The sequence below is a fragment of the Nocardia sp. XZ_19_385 genome (genome assembly GCF_015355755.1).
Lineage (GTDB): Bacteria > Actinomycetota > Actinomycetes > Mycobacteriales > Mycobacteriaceae > Nocardia.
The window spans coordinates 410,182-427,163 of the sequence record NZ_JACVEE010000003.1 but is presented as its reverse complement, the minus strand read 5'-3'; the positions used below and the strand labels follow the sequence as shown (position 1 = coordinate 427,163).

The window sequence follows — 16,982 nt, the reverse complement described above, 5'->3', positions numbered from 1 at the left end:
GGCGCTACCATGGATTACGAACGGAGCGCCAGATGATCGCACGGATTTGGCGGGGTTGGGCCCCTCTCGACAAAGCTCACGACTACCAGCGGCACTACGAGTCCGAAGTCGCCGCACAGCTCACCCTGGGCCACGGCTTCCGCGGCGCCCGCCTGCTGCGTCACCGCGAGGGCAACGAAGTCCAGTTCACCTCGATCGCGTTCTTCTCCAGCATGCAAGCGGTTCGCGTCTTCGCGGGCAAACACCCCGAACGCGCGGTCGTCGACGACATGGCCCGCGTCCTGCTCTCCCGCTGGGACCCAGAAGTCACCCACCACGACGTGGTCGCCGACTTCTGAGCGGTTACACGGCGGCTTTGATCAAAGTCACCAGGGCGTCGGCGGTGCGGGTGCAGAAGTCGTCGATCTCGTCGTAGCCGTGCATCAGGCCGCGCACCAGGGTGCGGGCGACGAGGATCTCGAAAACCAGGTCGGCGGTAGCGGATTCATCCGCGTCGGCGGGGAGGGCGGCGCGGATGCGCTCGCGCAAGGCTTGGCGGGCCGGGAGGTCGGCGCGGTTGTGCAGCTCACGGTAGCGCTCGGGCTCGGCGTGGTAGGCGGAGATGAGGCCGGGGACGGCGGCGCGGGTGGAAGGTTCGGCGATGCGGCGGACGAAGACGCGGGCCCACTCGGACATGTCGGCGTGCAGGTCTGCGGTTTCGGCTGGGAGCCAGATGTTTTCGGTGTCGAAGACGGCGTCTTCGATGAGCGCTTCTTTGCCGGGCCAGCGGCGGTAGATGGGTGCGGTGCCGACGCGCGCGCGACGCGCGACGGCCGCGATCGAGGTGTCCTGGTAGCCGACCTCCGCCAGCAGGGAACGGGTTGCTTCCAGGACCGCCCGATCGATCTGCGTATCACGGGGACGGCCTGCCGCCGACCTGGTACTCGAAGATCCATTGGACGTCACAGGCGGAGCGTACCCGGAGCGATTACCCGAAAACAATTACGTTGCATGACACACCGTATTACCTTGGTGGGACATCCCTTCCGAAGGAGTTCCGGTGCTCGTACCCGAAGACGAACTGCTGTCCCATCAACTCCCCACCACCTTCGATCACGTGGCCCAGAGCGATCTGCGCTGGACCGAGCGGGTGGTGATGTACGGCTTCGACAAGTCCGGCGAGATCAGCATCATGACCGGGCTGGCTCGCTACCCGAACCGCAATGTCATGGACGCCTACGCCATGGTCACCGTCGCGGGCAAAACGGCGAAGGTAGTGCGGCTGTCCACCGAATACCGTTCACCCAGAGGCCGATTGGGCGTCTGGAGTGTCGGCCCCTATACCTACGAGGTCACCGAACCGCTACTCAGCACTCGCGTCACCCTGGTGACCAACGAACACGGGCTGAGCCTGCACCTGGACCTGCACGGTGACTTCCCGGCCTACGAGCAGACACCCGCGTTCCATCGCGAACGCGGCCGGGTCCGGGAGGACGCCCGCCGGTACTACCAGAACGGCACCGTCACCGGCTGGCTCGAAATCGACGGCAGGAGAATAGAAATCGATCCGGACCAGTGGTGGTTCGGGCGCGACCACTCCTGGGGTGTGCGGCACGGCCCGGGCGGTGGCAGCCTCGGCGAAGGGCCCGGCTTGCAACCCTCCGAAGTGCCCGACGGCGTGCTCTATTACATGGGCATCTTCCAATTCGAGGACCAGTTACTGCATTTCGCGCAGCGCGAGACCAGTACCGGCGAGCGGTGGCAGTTCGAGGGCGAGGTGCTCTATCCGATCGCGACCGCGCGCGAGTCCACTCAGATCATCGACGTCGAGCACGAGCTGACCTTCGAACAGGATCTGCGGCTCGCCAGCGGCGGCACGTTCACGGTGCATCACGCAGACCGCAGCACCTCGTTGATCGAGGTCGCGCCGCGCTGCCGGTTCTGGCCGGGCTTGGCCGGATACAACGAATACCGTGGCTACGCCTCCGGCATGTGGCGCGGGACCTCCTTCAGTGACGGATTCACCGTCGACACCACCGATCTGGAGCAGATCCGCCCGGTCAGCTTCCTCAGTGAGTCCTTGTGCGAGGTGCGGATGGGCGATCAGGTCGGGCACGGACTGCTGGAGATGGTGTTCGTCGGCGCGTATCCGCGCTACGGCTACACCGGGTGGTGAGCAGCGTGCGAATCGCTCCCGAGGATCTACCCGCATCGCTGGAACCGCTTGTGCGCAAGCACATCCCCGGCACGGTTGTCGTCAACTGGAAACGCGCCGAGCAAGGCTTCGCCACCGAGACCTACCTTTTCGACGCCGTCGACCCCGCCGGTGGCACAACAGGTCTGGTGTTCCGCCGCCCACCCGAGGTATCGCTGTTCCCGGACTACGATCTGCGCAGGCAGTACCTGGTGATGAAACGCCTTGCCGCCACCGATCTTCCGGTGCCGGCGGTGCGCTGGATAGACACCGGCCCGACCGCACTCGGCTCACCCTATTTCGTGATGGACCGCATCGACGGCGGCAGCACCCCCAGCGACGTGCCGACCTATCACGAAGCCGGCATGTACTTCGACGCGACACCCGAACAGCGCACGAAGATCTGGTGGGGGTGCATCGACACGATGGCCCGGGTCCATCGGCTGGACCCGGCAGCCCTGCGCCTGGACTTCCTGCGCATGGACCACCTCGGCACCGACCTGATCGAGCAGGCGATCAACTATCTCGACTGGACCGTGCACTGGGCCAGCGCGACCCCCGCACCCACCATCCAGCGAGCCCTGCGATGGCTCCGCGAGCACCGCTACCAACCCGAGCGCACCACCTTGTGCTGGGGTGACAGCCGCCTGTCGAACATCCTCTACCGCACCGACTTCGAGGTGCTCGCAGTCCTCGACTGGGAAACGGCCCGCCTCGGCGACCCGGAATCCGATCTGGCCTGGCTGCTGTTCACCGACTGGCTCTGCAGCGAATTCCAGGGCCGCGCGAAACTCCCTGGCACCCCGAGTCGCGACGAAGCCATCGCCTACTACGAAAGGAGCACCGGCCGCCCCGTCCGCAACCTGCTGTTCAACGAAATCCTGTCCGCGATCTTGCTTTCCGTGCCGCTGTTGCGGATGTCGAGCCATCTCGGCATGGGGGATCTCTCCGCGGTCTGTGTGGCGCGCTTGGATCAGTTACTAGACTGAGTCCAACGCTTCCCGGCGCTGCCTCGCCCCCAGCGCGCACCGGGGCCCCTGAGCTTCGTCGTATAGATTCTCAGCGACGAGGCTTGAAGGAGGAACGTTGACGGATTCACTGCTGCACCAGCGCTTTCCCGAGGTAGCGCCGGAGCTTCCGTTTCTCCGGCTCGGCGACACCCCGACACCGGTCCGGGAACTGCCGCTCGGCATCCGAATCCCGGTGTGGTGCAAGGACGAAAGCGTCTACGGGTCCGGCGGCTGGGGCGGCAACAAGATTCGCAAACTGGAGTGGCTGCTGCCCGACGCACAGCGGCGCGGCACCAAGACCATCGTCACCGTCGGCGGCACCGGCACCAACTGGGGCCTGGCGGCCGCGCTCTACGGCCGCGAACTCGGGCTGGATATCGCGTTGGCCCTGGTCGACCAGCCCGAGGACGACCACGTCCGCGCGCAACTGGAACGCCTCGAAGCCTCCGGGGCGACCCTGCATCACACGCGCTCCAAACTCCGCACCATCGTCACCGCGCCGTGGCTGATGCTGCGGCACTCCTCGGGCCGCAAGCTCCCCTACTACCTGCCCGTGGGCGGCTCCTCACCGATCGGCACGCTCGGCTACGTGGAGGCGGCGCTGGAACTCGCCGCCCAGGTCCAGGCCGGTGACCTGCCGGAGCCGGCGCATATCGTCACCGCCGTCGGTTCCGGCGGCACGGCCGCGGGCCTGGCGCTCGGCCTGCGCCTGGCCGGCCTGCGCACCCGCGTGCTCGGCATCGTCGTCAACGACACCCTCCCGTTGGAGGCCAAACACATCGTCGAGCTGGCGACCCGCGCCGAAGAGGTGCTGCGCGAGCGCGGCGCCGAATTCGAGCCCGTCGGCCTGATCCCTGACGACGTGACCATGCTGCGCGACTGGCTCGGGCCCGGCTACGGCCATGAGACCCTCTCGGCGATCGCGGCCCGCGATCGCGCCAACACGGTCGGCCTGCACCTCGAAACCGTCTACACCGCAAAAGCTTTCGCCGCCATCACCGATCTCTCGGCGCGTGGCGACCTGGACGGGCCGACGCTGTTCCTCAATACCTACGGCCCGCGCTGAGCGTCTGGGGATCCCCACGCCCATTGGCGACACGGCCGTAGTAACGTATCAAATTAGCCCGCCACCGGGGCTGGATACAGTGCGAGAGGATTGCCCGTGCGTTCGATGTTGCTCTCCCGCAGGGACCTGGAGTTCCTGCTCTACGAATGGTTGCGGGTCCAGGAGCTGACCGAGCTCCCCCGGTTCGAGGAGCATTCACGGGAGACCTTCGACGGATTCCTGGATCTCTGCGAGAACCTCGCGACCCAGTACTTCGCCCCGCACAACAAGCTCGGCGACGCCAACGAACCCACCTTCGACGGGGAACGCGTCACGCTGATCCCGGAGGTGAAGGCGGCGGTCGAGGCGTTCACCAAGGCCAATCTGATCGGCGCGGCCATGGACGCGGAGATCGGCGGGCTGCAGTTGCCCGCGACGGTGGAGGCAGCCGGGTTCGGGTTCTTCCAGGCCGCGAACGTGGGCACCACCGGCTATCTGTTCCTGACCGTCGGCAACGCCAACCTGCTGGCCGCGCACGGCACCCCCGAACAGGTCCAGCGGTTCGTGCAGCCGATGGTGGAGGGCCGGTTCACCGGCACCATGTGCCTGTCCGAACCGCAGGCCGGGTCCTCGCTGGCCGATATCGTCACCCGCGCGGAACCCCAGTTGGACGGCACCTACCGGCTGTTCGGGTCGAAGATGTGGATTTCCGGCGGCGATCACGAGCTCACCGAGAACATCGTGCACCTGGTACTGGCCAAGGTTCCGGGCGGACCGGCGGGCACCAAGGGCATCTCGCTGTTCGTGGTGCCGAAGTATCTTGTCGCCGAGGACGGTTCGCTCAGCGCCCGCAACGATGTGGTGCTGGCGGGCTTGAACCACAAGATGGGTTACCGCGGCACCACCAATACGGTGCTGAATTTCGGTGAGGGCAAGCACAATCCGAACGGTGCGCCCGGTGCGGTCGGCTATCTGGTGGGCGAACCGCATCGCGGGCTGTCGTACATGTTCCACATGATGAACGAGGCCCGGCTCGGCGTCGGCCTCGGCGCTACCGCGCTCGGCTACACCGGCTATCTGAAATCCCTCGACTACGCCCGCCAGCGCCACCAGGGTCGCTCGGTCACCGCGAAAGACCCTGCGGCACCGCAGCTCCCGATCATCGAGCACGCCGACGTCAAGCGGATGCTGCTGGCGCAGAAGTCCTACGCCGAGGGCGCGCTCGCCCTGCTGCTGTACTGCAACCAACTGGTCGACCTGGCCCGCACCGCCACCAACCCGGACCGTAAGCGCGAGTACACCCTGCTGCTGGAAATCCTCACCGGCGTCGCGAAAAGCTGGCCGTCGCAATGGTGTCTGGAAGCCAACAACCTCGCCATCCAGGTGCACGGCGGCTATGGCTACACCCGCGAATACGACGTCGAACAGCATTACCGCGACAATCGGCTGAACCCGATCCACGAGGGCACGCACGGCATTCAGGGCCTGGACCTGCTGGGCCGCAAGGTGATTCAGCACCAGGGCGCGAGCCTGCGATTGCTCACCGAGCGGATCACCGGCACCGTCGGCAAGGCCGCCGAAGCCGGTGGCGCGGCCGCGGAATTCGGTGCGCAGCTGGAGACTTCGTGGCAGCGCCTGCTGACCGTCACCGCCGCCCTGTTCTCGGATCCGGCCGCCGCGATGGCGCAGGCCACGGTGTACCTGGAGGCGTTCGGCCACCACGTCGTCGCGTGGATCTGGCTGGAGCAGCTACTGGCCGCCGAGGGCCAGGAAGGCGACTTCTACGAGGGCAAACGGGCCGCCGCGCGCTACTTCTTCGCCTACGAATTGCCCAAGACCGCGCCGCAGCTGGACCTGCTCGCCTCGGGTGATCGCACCACGCTGGAAATGCGCGACTCCTGGTTCTAGCTCATTGAAATCCCCGTGATCCGAACTTCCGCCCCGCCCCGCGAGGTGGCGTAAAGCACCGGCGCACCGCTGTTTCCCCAGGTAGCGCCGGGACCCCTCCCGGCGCAATACCAGCGCCGGGTCGAGTGGCCCGCTCGTGGCGGCGAGCGGGCCCTCAAAACGCCACTATCGTCACTGTTCATGCAGGTCAGCGACCCACAGGACGAGCAGAGAGCACCCGCGCCGGTGCGGCGATTACGCGCCGACCAAGCGCGCCGGGTGGCCGATCTGGTGCGCCATCAGATCCACGCGGGCGCCTTCGACGACGTGCTGCCCACCGAACAGCAGCTGGCCGCCGAACACGACGCCTCCCGCAACACCGTGCGCGAAGCCCTGGCGCTGCTCAAGGACGAGGGCCTGATCGACCGCCTCCCCAAGGTCGGAACCCGCGTCGCCGCCCGGAAATACGATCACGGACTGGACGCGCTGCTCGGCTTGCAGGAAACCTTCCAGGGCCACGGCACCGTCCGCAACGAGGTGCGCGCCGCCATGCGGATCAGCGCACCGGCCGCGGTCGCGCGCCGGCTGGGCCTGGAACCCGGCGCCCGCGTGGTCTACCTGGAGCGGTTGCGCTACCTCGCCGACCTGCCGCTCAGCCTCGACCTGACCTACCTCACCCCGGAGATCGGCGCCCAGGTGCTCGAACAAGACCTGGAAACCACCGACATCTTCGTGCTGCTCGAGCAGATCAGCGGACAGCGCCTCGGCTCGGCCGACCTGTCGCTGGAGGCCGTCGCCGCCGACCCGCACACCGCCGCCACCCTGGACGTGCCCGCCGCCGCACCGCTGCTGATGCTGGAGCGGCTCACCCGCCTCGACGACGGCACCCCGGTCGACCTGGAGTTCATCCGGATGCGCGGCGACCGAATCACCATGCGCGGCAACCTGACCCGCACCACCCCCGAATGGAAGGTCATCTGATGGCGCTCGCGAACCAGCGTGCCGATATCCCCGTCACCATCGACGAATCGCTGTGCATCCAGGGCTGCACGCTGTGCGTCGAGATCTGCCCGCTGGATTCCCTTGCCATCAACCCCGAGAACGGCAAGGCCTTCATGCACGTCGACGAGTGCTGGTACTGCGGCCCGTGCGCGGCCCGGTGCCCCACCGGCGCCGTCACCGTCAACATGCCCTATCTGCTGCGCTGAACCCGGAAAGACCCATGAAGAGAACACGTTTCGCCCCCATCCTGCTCGCCGCCGCGCTCACCCTCACCGGTTGCTCGCTGGAGCAGGCCACCTCCGGTGACACCGTCAAGGTGGTCATCGGCTACCAGTCCAAGACCATCAACACCGTGACCGCCGGAACCCTGTTGCGGGCCAAGGGTTTCCTGGAGCAGCGGTTGAACAAGATCGGCGGCGCCAAGTACCAGGTCGAGTGGCAGGACTACGACACCGGCGCGCCGATCACCGCGCAGATGGTGGCGGAGAAGATCGACATCGGGTCCATGGGTGATTATCCGGTGCTGATCAACGGTTCCCGCACCCAGGCCAACGAGCGCGCCAAGACCGCCCTTGTGTCGGTGACCGGCTACAACCCTAAGGGCGCGCTGAACATGGTTGTGGTGGCGCCGAATTCCCCGGCGCGCACGCTCAACGACCTGGCCGGGCAAAAGGTCTCGGCGAGTGTCGGCTCGGCCGGGCACGGCACGCTGGTGCAGGCACTGACCCGGGCCGGAATCGATCCCAAATCCGGCGTCGAGGTACTCAACCAGCAGCCGCAGATCGGCGCGTCCGCGCTGGAATCGGGTCAGGTGCAGGGCCTTTCGCAGTTCGTGGCCTGGCCCGGCCTGCTGGTCTTCCAGAACAAGGCCAAGCTGCTCTACGACGGTGCCGAACTGAACGTGCCCACCTTTCACGCGGTGGTGGCACGCCGCGATTACTCCGCCAAGCATCCGGAGGTTCTCGATGCGTTCTTGCAGGCGCAGCTGGATGCCACCCAGTTCCTCAACGACAAGCCCCTCGAGGCAGCCCAGATCGTGGCCGAGAGCTCTGGCCTCCCAGCCGAGGTCGTGTACCTCTACAACGGACCGGGCGGCACCTCCTTCGACACCACTATCAAATCGCGCCTGGTGGAGACGCTGAAAAGCGATGTCACCTACCTGAAGTCGATCGGTGACTTCGCCGAACTGGATATCGACAAGTTCGTCGACGACACCACGATCCGCAAGGCGTTCGCCGAGCGCGGGCAGAACTATGACGCCGCCCTGGCCGCTACCGCCAATCCCTCGCTGGTCAAGGGCACCGATCCGCTGAGCAACAAGGCAGTCGACAATCCGGCGCTGGCGAGCGAGATCTGGTTCGCCGGGCAGGATTCGACACAACCGGCGGCCGATCCGACCAGTCTGCTGCGGGCTCTGAAACAGGGCCGGGCGCAGGGTAAGTCGGTGCGGGTCGCGTATGTGCCCGACGCCGAACTCGGCACCCGCTGGTTCGCGGACAAGGCGGTCTGGGTGCGCGACGGTGAGACCTACCTGCCCTTCACCACAGCCGCCGCGGCCGGGCGCTACCTGGCCCAGCATCCCTCGGGTGTGACTGTCGGCTTCGAGCAAGCTGTCACCGAGGTGCGGGTATGAGTAGCACCGCTGTCCTGGATCTGGCGGCCGCGCCGGTCGCCGAGTCGGCCGCGGCCGACATCCGGCCCCGAGCCGGGCGGGCGGTGTGGCGGTCCCGGATCGTCCGGATCGCCGCCGTGCTGGCCGCGATCGCGGTGTGGCAGTTCGTGACCGCCAACGACATCCGGCTCTGGGTGCGGTTCGATACGCTGCCGACGGTCACCGAGATCGTGCGGGCCTTCCAGACCCAGCTGGGCACCCAGACCTTCTATCTGGATCTCGGTCAGTCGCTGATCCGCATCCTCACCGGGTTCGGGCTGGCCGCGGTGCTGGGCGTGAGCACCGGTGTGGCGCTGGGCCGTTCGCGGTGGTTCGCCGACACTATCGGGCCGCTCACCGAGCTGGCCCGGCCGATTCCGGCCATTGCCATTGTGCCGGTGGCGATTCTGCTGTTCCCCAGTGATGAGGCGGGCATCGTCTTCATCACCTTCATCGCGGCCTACTTCCCGGTGATGGTGTCCACCCGGCACGCGGTGCGCGCCCTGCCGACGCTGTGGGAGGACTCGGTGCGCACGCTCGGTGGCAGTCGCTGGGACGTGCTGTGGCGAGTGGTGTTGCCCGGCAGCCTGCCCGGCGTATTCGGCGGCTTGTCGGTCGGCATCGGCGTCGCCTGGATCTGTGTGGTGTCGGCGGAGATGATCTCCGGCCGACTCGGAGTCGGATACCGCACCTGGCAGGCGTACACCATCGTCGACTATCCCGGGGTGTTCGTCGGGATCATCACCATCGGCGTGCTCGGCTACACCACCTCCGCCGCGGTCGAATTGATCGGCCGCCGCGCCACCCGCTGGCTGCCGCGAGTGCAGGAGGTCTCGAAATGACCGGCATCGGAACACATTTGCGCCTGGACCGGGTGCACCTGTCCTACGGTGGCGCACCGGTGATCGCCGACCTGTCCCTCGACGTGCGGCCGGGTGAGATCCTGATTCTCACCGGGCCGTCGGGCTGCGGGAAGTCCACGGTGCTGCGTGCGCTGGCCGGGCTGCTGCGCCCGGACTCCGGCCGCGTCCTGGCCGACGACGTGGCGATCACCGGCACCGACCGGGACCGGGCGGTGGTCTTCCAGGACAACGCCCTGCTCCCCTGGCGCACTGTGCGCGCCAATATCGAACTGGCACTGAAACTCCGGGGCGAACCCCGCGCCGGTCGACGTGAGCGCGCCGAGAAGTGGATCGAGGAGGTCGGACTCACCGGCTTCGCCGACTTCCTGCCCAAAAGCCTGTCCGGCGGCATGCGCCAGCGCGTGCAGCTGGCGCGCGGCCTGGCGGGCGCACCGCGCGCGGTGATGATGGACGAGCCGTTCGGCGCCCTGGACACCCAGACCCGCGCCACCATGCAGCGCCTGCTCATCCAGACCTGGCAGACGCATCCGAGCACCGTCCTGTTCGTCACCCACGACGTCGACGAGGCGCTGCTGCTCGGCGACCGGGTGGCCGTGCTCGGCCGCGCCGGTCAGCCGCTGCGCGCCCTGCTCGAGGTGCCACGTCCCCGTACCCCGGGCGTCGATCGCTCCGCCGCGCGCGCCGAGATCATCGCCGCGCTCGGCCAGTCCGAGCTCGCCGCCCTCTGACCGAATGGTGTTGTCACCGATGGAAATTCCTGATCTGGCCGAAACCACCCGCCTGGACTGCGATGTCCTGGTCATCGGCGGCGGCACGGCGGGCACCATGGCCGCGCTCACCGCCGCCGAGGCCGGCGCGAACGTGCTGCTGCTGGAGAAGGCGCACGTGCGGCATTCCGGCGCGCTCGCCATGGGCATGGACGGCGTGAACAACGCCGTCATCCCCGGCAAGGCCGAACCCGAGGACTATGTCGCCGAGATCACCCGCGCGAACGACGGCATCGTCGACCAGCGCACCATCTACCAGACCGCGACCCGCGGTTTCGCCATGGTGCAGCGGCTGGAGCGCTACGGGGTGAAGTTCGAGAAGGACGAATACGGCGAGTACGCGGTGCGCCGCGTGCACCGCTCCGGGTCGTATGTGCTGCCCATGCCCGAGGGCAAGGACGTGAAGAAGGCGCTGTATCGCGTACTGCGGCAACGGAAGATGCGCGAGAAGATCCAGATCGAGAATCGGCTCATGCCGGTGCGGGTGCTGACCGAGGGCGGCCGGGCCATCGGGGCCGCCGCATTGAATACGCGCACCGGTGAATTCGTCGCCGTCGGCGCGAAAGCGGTGATTCTGGCGACCGGTCCGTGCGGGCGGCTCGGCCTACCGGCCTCGGGTTATCTGTATGGCACGTACGAGAATCCGACCAACGCGGGCGACGGCTACGCCATGGCGTATCACGCCGGGGCGGAGCTGTCCGGGATCGAATGCTTCCAGATCAACCCGCTGATCAAGGATTACAACGGGCCCGCCTGCGCCTATGTCGCCAACCCGTTCGGCGGCTACCAGGTCAACGCGCACGGGGAGCGGTTCGTCGACTCCGACTACTGGTCCGGGCAGATGATGGCCGAGGTCAAGCGGGAGATCGAATCCGCGCGCGGGCCAATCTATCTGAAGGTTTCGCACCTGCCGGAGGAAACCCTCGACACGCTCGAAGGCATCCTGCACACCACCGAGCGGCCCACGCGCGGCACCTTCCACGCCAACCGCGGGCACGACTATCGCACCCATGACATCGAGATGCACATCTCCGAGATCGGCTTGTGCGGTGGACATTCCGCGTCCGGTGTGTGGGTGGACGAGAATGCCCGCACCACGGTGCCGGGCCTGTATGCCGCGGGCGATCTGGCCTGCGTGCCGCACAACTACATGATCGGCGCATTCGTCTTCGGCGACCTCGCGGGTGCGCACGCGGCCGGGACCCTTACCGATGTCGCTGCGCCGGTGGACCTTCCGGATGACCAGCTGTCCGCCGCGCACGACCTGATCTACCGGCCGCTGCGCAACCCGGACGGTCCGCCGCAGCCGCAGGTCGAGTACAAACTCCGCCGCTTCGTCAACGACTATGTAGCGCCGCCGAAGACCGCCGCGAAACTGTCGATCGCGGTGGAGACCTTCGAGCGGATGCGCGACGACGTCGCTGGAATCGGCGCGCGCACACCGCATGAGCTGATGCGCGCCGCCGAGGTCTCCTTCATCCGGGACTGCGCGGAGATGGCGGCGCGCAGTTCACTCACCCGGACCGAATCCCGGTGGGGGCTCTACCACGACCGCGCGGACATCCCCGAGCGTGACGACCAAGAGTGGCGCTATCACCTGAACCTGCGCAAGAACGCCCAGGGCGCAATGGAATTCCTGAAGCGTCCGGTCGCGCCCTACCTCGTGCCGGTACCCGGCCTCGACGACCTGCCCAGCGCTGACCCCACCGTGATCGCGATCGACCAACCCGAACTGGTCGGGCAGCGGCCCCCGCAGGTCGCCGAGGCGCCGCAGGTGCGGCGCGAACCGGCGGCTCCCCCGTCGCCGCGTCTGGTCAGCCTGCTGGCACTGGATTCGCCCACGGTGCGTGATCTTTCGGGCTATCTCGCCGACACCGACACCCAGGTGCGGGTCGCCGCGATCTCGGTGCTCACCGAGAACACGCCCGAGGGCTTCGCGCCGATCCTGGTGCGGGCGTTGGCCGATCACGCGCCGGCCGTACGCCGGACCGCGACCGAAGGGCTGCGCGAGCTCGTCGAGGTGCTGCCCTCGGCAGCGGGATTGGCGGACCACCTCGACTCCCCCGACCCGGTCGTCCGGGCCACCGTCGTCGACCTGCTGCGGGCGCTGAAGGCGGGTACCGCGTCGCAATTCACCGCAGCCCTGGCGGATTCGGATCATCGCGTCCGCATCGAAGCCGTGCGGGCGCTGGTCTCCCTGGACGACCGGCACGGAGTGGCCGCGGCCGCCCGGGATGCAAACCGCGAGGTACGCATCGTTGTTGCTCAGGGGCTTTCGGCGATCGGCAGCGGCGGCAACGAGGTCGTGCGCGTGCTCGCCGCCGACCGGGATCCCCTGGTGCGGGCCGCCGCGCTGGCCGCGTTCGGCGCGCTCGGCTCCGAGACCGCCGATCTCGCCGAACTGACCACCGCACTGCGTGATTCGGCCTGGCAGGTCCGGGTCGGCGCGGCCCGCGGGCTGGCGGGCGCGGACCCCGACGAAGCGGTCCCCGCGCTGGCGCACGCATTGGACGATCCGCACCTCGATGTCCGCAAGGCAGCGGTGCTCGCCCTGGCCACCTGGCCGGACCACGGCGCGGTGCAGAACGCGCTACGCCGGGCCACCGGCGACAGCGACGCCGACGTACGCGCCTATGCCCGGCGGTCCCTCGCCCAACCGGTGGCGCACTGATCGGTCAGCGTGTGCTCGCGGCGTGCGCCTGCCCGCGCGGCAGGCGACGATGCCCGGACAGCAGTCCCGCCGACAGCTCGCCGTACGCGATTTCGAGTTCGGCGAGCCGGGTCCACGCCGCGTGCATCTCGTGACTGCCTGGGTCGATGGTCATCAGCAAACGGAAGGCATACTCCGAGGCATCGGCCATCCGATCGATCACCGAGCCCAGGCGATCGGGGGTGGTGCGGGCCCCCGGGTGTGGATCGGGCAGCGCCACTTCCGCCCAGTCATCGATCTGTTCGATCAGTTCGGTACGACACGTATCGATCTCCTCTGATCGGTCGGGATGGTCGCGGCGCTGCCGATGCAACTCGGCCAATCCGTAGGCCTGAGTGCACAGCGGGCCGAGCAGATAGTGGCCGCGCAGGGCAGCCAGCAACTGGTCCTTGGATGGCAACGGCTCTGGCACGGGGACATGCCTCGCTGTCATCCGAGGAACCCTCCCTTCACGTCGTCGCCGGGCATCTCTGTAGCTAGCACTGCCACACCCGGGGAGTACCACCGGAAGCGTCGGCTAACTCACAGAAATCGGTGAATCTGCCCACGCATGCCGGAAGTCACCGCTCCGAACGCTGCGCGACGACCGCGTCCAGACGCTCGCCCAGGGCTATGACCTGGTCTCGGAGCTGCACGAGCTCGTCCACGGGCCACGCGATATCGGCGAGCACATTGTCGATCATTTCTTTCGCGCGCTGCTGCAGTGCGAGACCCGCTGGGGTCGCGCGCAATTGGACGGCCCGCCGGTCGTTCGGGTTGCGCACGCTCTCCACCAGGCCATGATCGGTCAGGCGCTGGATCAACGGCGAGATGGTGCCGTAGTCCAGGCGCAGTTGCTCGCCCAGCTCCTTCATCGTCACGCCCGGCCGCTCCCACAACGCGAGCAGCGCCAGGTATTGCGGATAGGTGACCGTCATCGCGTCGAGGTGCGGCCGGTAGGCCGCGGTCATCGAACGCGACGTGGAGTAGAGGGCGAAACATAGCTGTGCGGCGAGCGAGAGCAGGTGGTCTTCGTTCGCTTGATCGGGCATATCAGCACTGTACGACCGTCTGAGTCGGGCCGAAAGGCAATAGTCGGCCCCTGATTCGAGGGGGCTATGCGAGAGCACGGGCGGCGGACAGCAATTCGGCGACCTCGAGCGGGACGGATTCGGCGAGCTCCTCGATGTCGGGCATCAGCTCCTTGCAGGCGATGAAACCCCAGTCCATGTCACCGTTGTTGGACAGCACCGCCGCGAGCAGTCCGTTGCCGTGCATGACCTGCGCGAACGGATAGCTGGCCTCGATGCGGAGACCGAAGGTGTACAGCGGCGCGAACCAGCCGGGGACATTGGAGACCGTCAGGTTCTGCGGACCCGACATCGGGATGTGATCGGCCACCCGCAGCGAAGAGACGAGGCGGGTCACCAGATTGAGGAAGTTCGCCGGGAAGTACTCGGCCCAGGTCAGCAGGAAATCGATGCCGACATAGGCCGACTTGGCACGGCGGGTGCTCTCGGCGACGCGGTGCAGACGCTGGACCGGATCGGCGATGTCGGTGCCGAGCGTGGACCGCATGACCCCGTTCTGGTTGATGACCTCCTCGAGCTGACTGACCTCGTGTCCGTTGATCGGCACCACCGCGACCAGGGAAAGATCGGGCAGCGCGTCGTGCTTCTCCAGATACCTGCGCAGGGCGCCGCCGGCGACCGCCAGCACGACGTCATTGACCTTGACGCCGAACGCGTTCTTGATCTCTTTCACCTCTGCGAGATCGGTCTTGACGAACGAGACGGCCCGCTCGGCCGAGATCGCGCGGTTCCACGGCGCCCGCGGCGCCTTCATCGAAATCCGTTCGGCCTTCGGAGTGCGGAGCCGCCGCACCGAACCGGCGGCGAGGATGCGCACGGTCGCGATCAGGAGGGCGAAGAACCGGAGCTTGGCCGGGATGCTGCGCAACGACCCGAGGAGCAGTTGCCGTCCGGTGGGTGTCGGCTCGGGTTTCCAGGTGTCGGCCGGCACCTCCTTGTGCGCCCCAGGCTCGAGCTCGCACATGTGGAATCTGATCTGCGAGCCGGTGAACCCGTCCATCATCGAATGCTGATACTTCTGGATGAGCGCGACCCGCCCATCCTCCAGCCCCTCGACCAGCAGCCATTCCCACAGTGGCCGATCCCGGCGCATCGGCGTACCGGCGGCCGCGGCGGCGAGTTCGGCGAGCTCCCGCCGCCCGCCCGGCGCCGGCGCTTGGATCCGCCGAATGTGGTTGTCGATCTCGAAGTTCGGGTCATCCGCCCACACCGGCCGCCCGAGATTGAACGGCACTGGGTAGACCCGCTTACGAAACTGTGGCACAAGTGGCAGCCGCCGCTGCAACTCCGCTTTGAAGGATTCAAAGGTGTAGTTGGCACCCTCGGTGTCCGGGTTCAAAATCGTGAGCCCGACGAAGTGCTGATGCTGAGTGGGGGTTTCGAAAAAAAGGAAGGTGGAGTCGTAACCAGACAGTCTTTCCATAAATAAAGGCTAATAGAACGCGTTATAAATCGCCTTTCGAAGCGACGAACCGGGACTCACCCTTGACATCCAGGCATCGGAACTGGTTGCGCAGACGGCTGATTCGCGAGAAGCCCTGCCGTGCCCTACATTTGACATCGCGTCGCGCGTGGGGCGGCTTACTGGGAGGGGTTCGTTCGTGAGTTTCCGTGAGGGTCGCCGCCTGGCCGCGGCGTCGGCAGTGCTCCTGGTTTCGGTGGGGCTGGCCGGCTGTGGGCGCGGCACGCTGCCGCAGTACGAAGCCGGGTTCTCGCAACTGCCCGCCGACTGCACGGCCGCGTTGAAACCGGCTGAGCAGGCGATCAAAGTGTTTGCGGGCGAGGCGTATAGCCGGGTGGCCGAGTTCCAGAACGGGGACCGCGGTATCGAGGACACCAGCCAGCATCTGAACTGTGCGATGAAGTTCGGTGGGTCTGTCCTGCGTGAACCCGTGCAGCCGGTCCGGGCGCCGATGTGGCGGAACGTCTCGGTCTCCTACTACCTGTCCTTGTATCCCATCCAGGCCGAGCAGACCACCAGCAGCCTGCTGGAGCGCGGCTCGTCCAACAGTGGCAATGCCCAGCCGAAGCGACTGCCAGGTACGGGCGAGGACGCGATCACCTGGGTCAAGGCGGCCGACGGCGAGCCGCCGCAGGTCAATGTGGAATTCCGGGTCGGCAATCTGAGCGTGCACGTCAAGACGACAGGCAAGGACTGGTCCGGCGTTCCGGAGACCTTCCCGGTGGTCGACTCGCCGGAGTTGCGCGCGGATCTGCAGGCCGGCGCCGAGTCGATCGCCAAAGCTGTTGCCCGGCATGCTCCCTCGGCACTACCGACCGCGGTGCTCACCCGGCCATCCCTGACCCGCAGGGCCAGCGAACCCACGACCACGAAGGCCGCCGCGGCAGCGGTGTGGGATCCGTGCGAGATCTCGCAGGAGAGCCTGACCGCGGCCGGGCTGGATGTGGAGTCCCGATTTACGGGCGACAAGTCGGGTAGCAGCAGGATGTGCATGTGGCGGGGCGAATGGTTCCGGCTCCGGGTCTTCTCCAGCGAAGCTCCGTTCGAATGGTCGGTCTACCGGGGCTCCACCTACGTTCGGCCCAAACCTGTGACGATCGGCGACCGCCATGCCGTCCAGGTGCACTGGGACGACTCCGACCTCGTCTGTGTCCTGGCCTTCGAACTACCGGTGACAGCGAACCTGCCAGACGCGGGCGGTAGAACGCTCACGTTCGAGGCGTCGTTGAGCGGGGATCGTTCCCGGAACGAACTGTGCGACGAGCTGATTCGGGTTGCGAACGTCGTCGAAGGGTCGCTGCCGCCGACTACGTGAGCGGCGGCGGTCCGGTGACGCGCATCA

16 protein-coding genes are annotated in these 16,982 nt (G+C 67.2%); 12 read left to right on the top strand and 4 right to left on the bottom strand.

Features of this window, described 5'->3' with window-relative positions:
* Positions 1-32: 32 nt before the first annotated feature.
* A complete protein-coding gene (locus IBX22_RS25595) occupies positions 33-338 on the top strand; it encodes an antibiotic biosynthesis monooxygenase (RefSeq protein WP_194818245.1) in 306 nt (101 codons plus the stop codon).
* A 4-nt stretch (positions 339-342) separates the two neighbouring features.
* Here the strand turns inward: IBX22_RS25595 and IBX22_RS25590 are convergent, their stop codons facing one another.
* Positions 343-945, bottom strand: a complete 603-nt coding sequence (locus IBX22_RS25590) for a TetR/AcrR family transcriptional regulator (protein ID WP_194818244.1) — start codon at positions 943-945, stop codon at positions 343-345.
* A 94-nt stretch (positions 946-1,039) separates the two neighbouring features.
* On the opposite strand from IBX22_RS25590, the gene IBX22_RS25585 reads away from it, so the two are divergent.
* From IBX22_RS25585 to IBX22_RS25540, 10 genes are all read left to right on the top strand, one after another.
* Positions 1,040-2,155 carry a hypothetical protein gene (locus IBX22_RS25585; RefSeq protein ID WP_194818243.1) on the top strand — a complete coding sequence of 372 codons (1,116 nt, stop codon included), beginning with the start codon at positions 1,040-1,042 and terminating at the stop codon, positions 2,153-2,155.
* Between the two features lie 5 nt (positions 2,156-2,160).
* Entirely contained in the window at positions 2,161-3,162 is a 1,002-nt protein-coding gene (locus IBX22_RS25580) for a phosphotransferase family protein (RefSeq protein ID WP_194818242.1), read from the top strand.
* Between the two features lie 97 nt (positions 3,163-3,259).
* Positions 3,260-4,249, top strand: coding sequence for a 1-aminocyclopropane-1-carboxylate deaminase/D-cysteine desulfhydrase (locus tag IBX22_RS25575; RefSeq protein ID WP_194818241.1), 990 nt, complete (start codon positions 3,260-3,262; stop codon positions 4,247-4,249).
* A 96-nt stretch (positions 4,250-4,345) separates the two neighbouring features.
* Positions 4,346-6,136 carry an acyl-CoA dehydrogenase gene (locus IBX22_RS25570; RefSeq protein ID WP_194818240.1) on the top strand — a complete coding sequence of 597 codons (1,791 nt, stop codon included), beginning with the start codon at positions 4,346-4,348 and terminating at the stop codon, positions 6,134-6,136.
* A gap of 180 nt (positions 6,137-6,316) precedes the next feature.
* Entirely contained in the window at positions 6,317-7,096 is a 780-nt protein-coding gene (locus tag IBX22_RS25565; RefSeq protein ID WP_194818239.1) for a GntR family transcriptional regulator, read from the top strand.
* A complete protein-coding gene (locus IBX22_RS25560) occupies positions 7,096-7,323 on the top strand; it encodes a ferredoxin family protein (protein ID WP_067844087.1) in 228 nt (75 codons plus the stop codon). Before IBX22_RS25565 ends, IBX22_RS25560 begins: the two co-directional genes overlap by 1 nt.
* 14 nt (positions 7,324-7,337) lie before the next feature.
* Positions 7,338-8,750 carry an ABC transporter substrate-binding protein gene (locus tag IBX22_RS25555; protein WP_194818238.1) on the top strand — a complete coding sequence of 471 codons (1,413 nt, stop codon included), beginning with the start codon at positions 7,338-7,340 and terminating at the stop codon, positions 8,748-8,750.
* On the top strand, positions 8,747-9,610 hold the full coding sequence (locus IBX22_RS25550) for an ABC transporter permease (protein WP_194818237.1): 864 nt from the start codon (positions 8,747-8,749) through the stop codon (positions 9,608-9,610). Before IBX22_RS25555 ends, IBX22_RS25550 begins: the two co-directional genes overlap by 4 nt.
* Positions 9,607-10,359: an ABC transporter ATP-binding protein gene (locus IBX22_RS25545; protein WP_194818236.1), complete on the top strand. Its 753-nt coding sequence runs from the start codon at positions 9,607-9,609 to the stop codon at positions 10,357-10,359. Before IBX22_RS25550 ends, IBX22_RS25545 begins: the two co-directional genes overlap by 4 nt.
* A gap of 19 nt (positions 10,360-10,378) precedes the next feature.
* Positions 10,379-13,069 carry a fumarate reductase/succinate dehydrogenase flavoprotein subunit gene (locus IBX22_RS25540; RefSeq protein ID WP_194818235.1) on the top strand — a complete coding sequence of 897 codons (2,691 nt, stop codon included), beginning with the start codon at positions 10,379-10,381 and terminating at the stop codon, positions 13,067-13,069.
* 4 nt (positions 13,070-13,073) lie between these two features.
* On the opposite strand, the gene IBX22_RS25535 is transcribed toward IBX22_RS25540, so the two are convergent.
* The 3 genes from IBX22_RS25535 to IBX22_RS25525 form a co-directional block, all read right to left on the bottom strand.
* Positions 13,074-13,520 (bottom strand): hypothetical protein, encoded by a 447-nt coding sequence (locus tag IBX22_RS25535; RefSeq protein WP_194818234.1) that lies wholly within the window; start codon positions 13,518-13,520, stop codon positions 13,074-13,076.
* Positions 13,521-13,668: 148 nt separating this feature from the next.
* Entirely contained in the window at positions 13,669-14,139 is a 471-nt protein-coding gene (locus IBX22_RS25530; protein WP_194818233.1) for a MarR family winged helix-turn-helix transcriptional regulator, read from the bottom strand.
* 64 nt (positions 14,140-14,203) lie between these two features.
* Entirely contained in the window at positions 14,204-15,601 is a 1,398-nt protein-coding gene (locus tag IBX22_RS25525; RefSeq protein ID WP_194818232.1) for a wax ester/triacylglycerol synthase family O-acyltransferase, read from the bottom strand.
* 178 nt (positions 15,602-15,779) lie between these two features.
* On the opposite strand from IBX22_RS25525, the gene IBX22_RS25520 reads away from it, so the two are divergent.
* Positions 15,780-16,955 carry a DUF3558 family protein gene (locus IBX22_RS25520; RefSeq protein WP_194818231.1) on the top strand — a complete coding sequence of 392 codons (1,176 nt, stop codon included), beginning with the start codon at positions 15,780-15,782 and terminating at the stop codon, positions 16,953-16,955.
* The last annotated feature ends 27 nt before the right edge of the window (positions 16,956-16,982 follow it).

Coding starts and splice junctions, on each gene's coding strand:
- IBX22_RS25595 (WP_194818245.1), top strand. CDS start 33: ATGATCGCACGGATTTGGCGGGGTTGGGCCCCTCTCGACAAAGCTCAC.
- IBX22_RS25565 (WP_194818239.1), top strand. CDS start 6,317: ATGCAGGTCAGCGACCCACAGGACGAGCAGAGAGCACCCGCGCCGGTG.
- IBX22_RS25560 (WP_067844087.1), top strand. CDS start 7,096: ATGGCGCTCGCGAACCAGCGTGCCGATATCCCCGTCACCATCGACGAA.
- IBX22_RS25555 (WP_194818238.1), top strand. CDS start 7,338: ATGAAGAGAACACGTTTCGCCCCCATCCTGCTCGCCGCCGCGCTCACC.
- IBX22_RS25550 (WP_194818237.1), top strand. CDS start 8,747: ATGAGTAGCACCGCTGTCCTGGATCTGGCGGCCGCGCCGGTCGCCGAG.
- IBX22_RS25545 (WP_194818236.1), top strand. CDS start 9,607: ATGACCGGCATCGGAACACATTTGCGCCTGGACCGGGTGCACCTGTCC.
- IBX22_RS25540 (WP_194818235.1), top strand. CDS start 10,379: ATGGAAATTCCTGATCTGGCCGAAACCACCCGCCTGGACTGCGATGTC.
- IBX22_RS25530 (WP_194818233.1), bottom strand. CDS start 14,139: ATGCCCGATCAAGCGAACGAAGACCACCTGCTCTCGCTCGCCGCACAG.
- IBX22_RS25525 (WP_194818232.1), bottom strand. CDS start 15,601: ATGGAAAGACTGTCTGGTTACGACTCCACCTTCCTTTTTTTCGAAACC.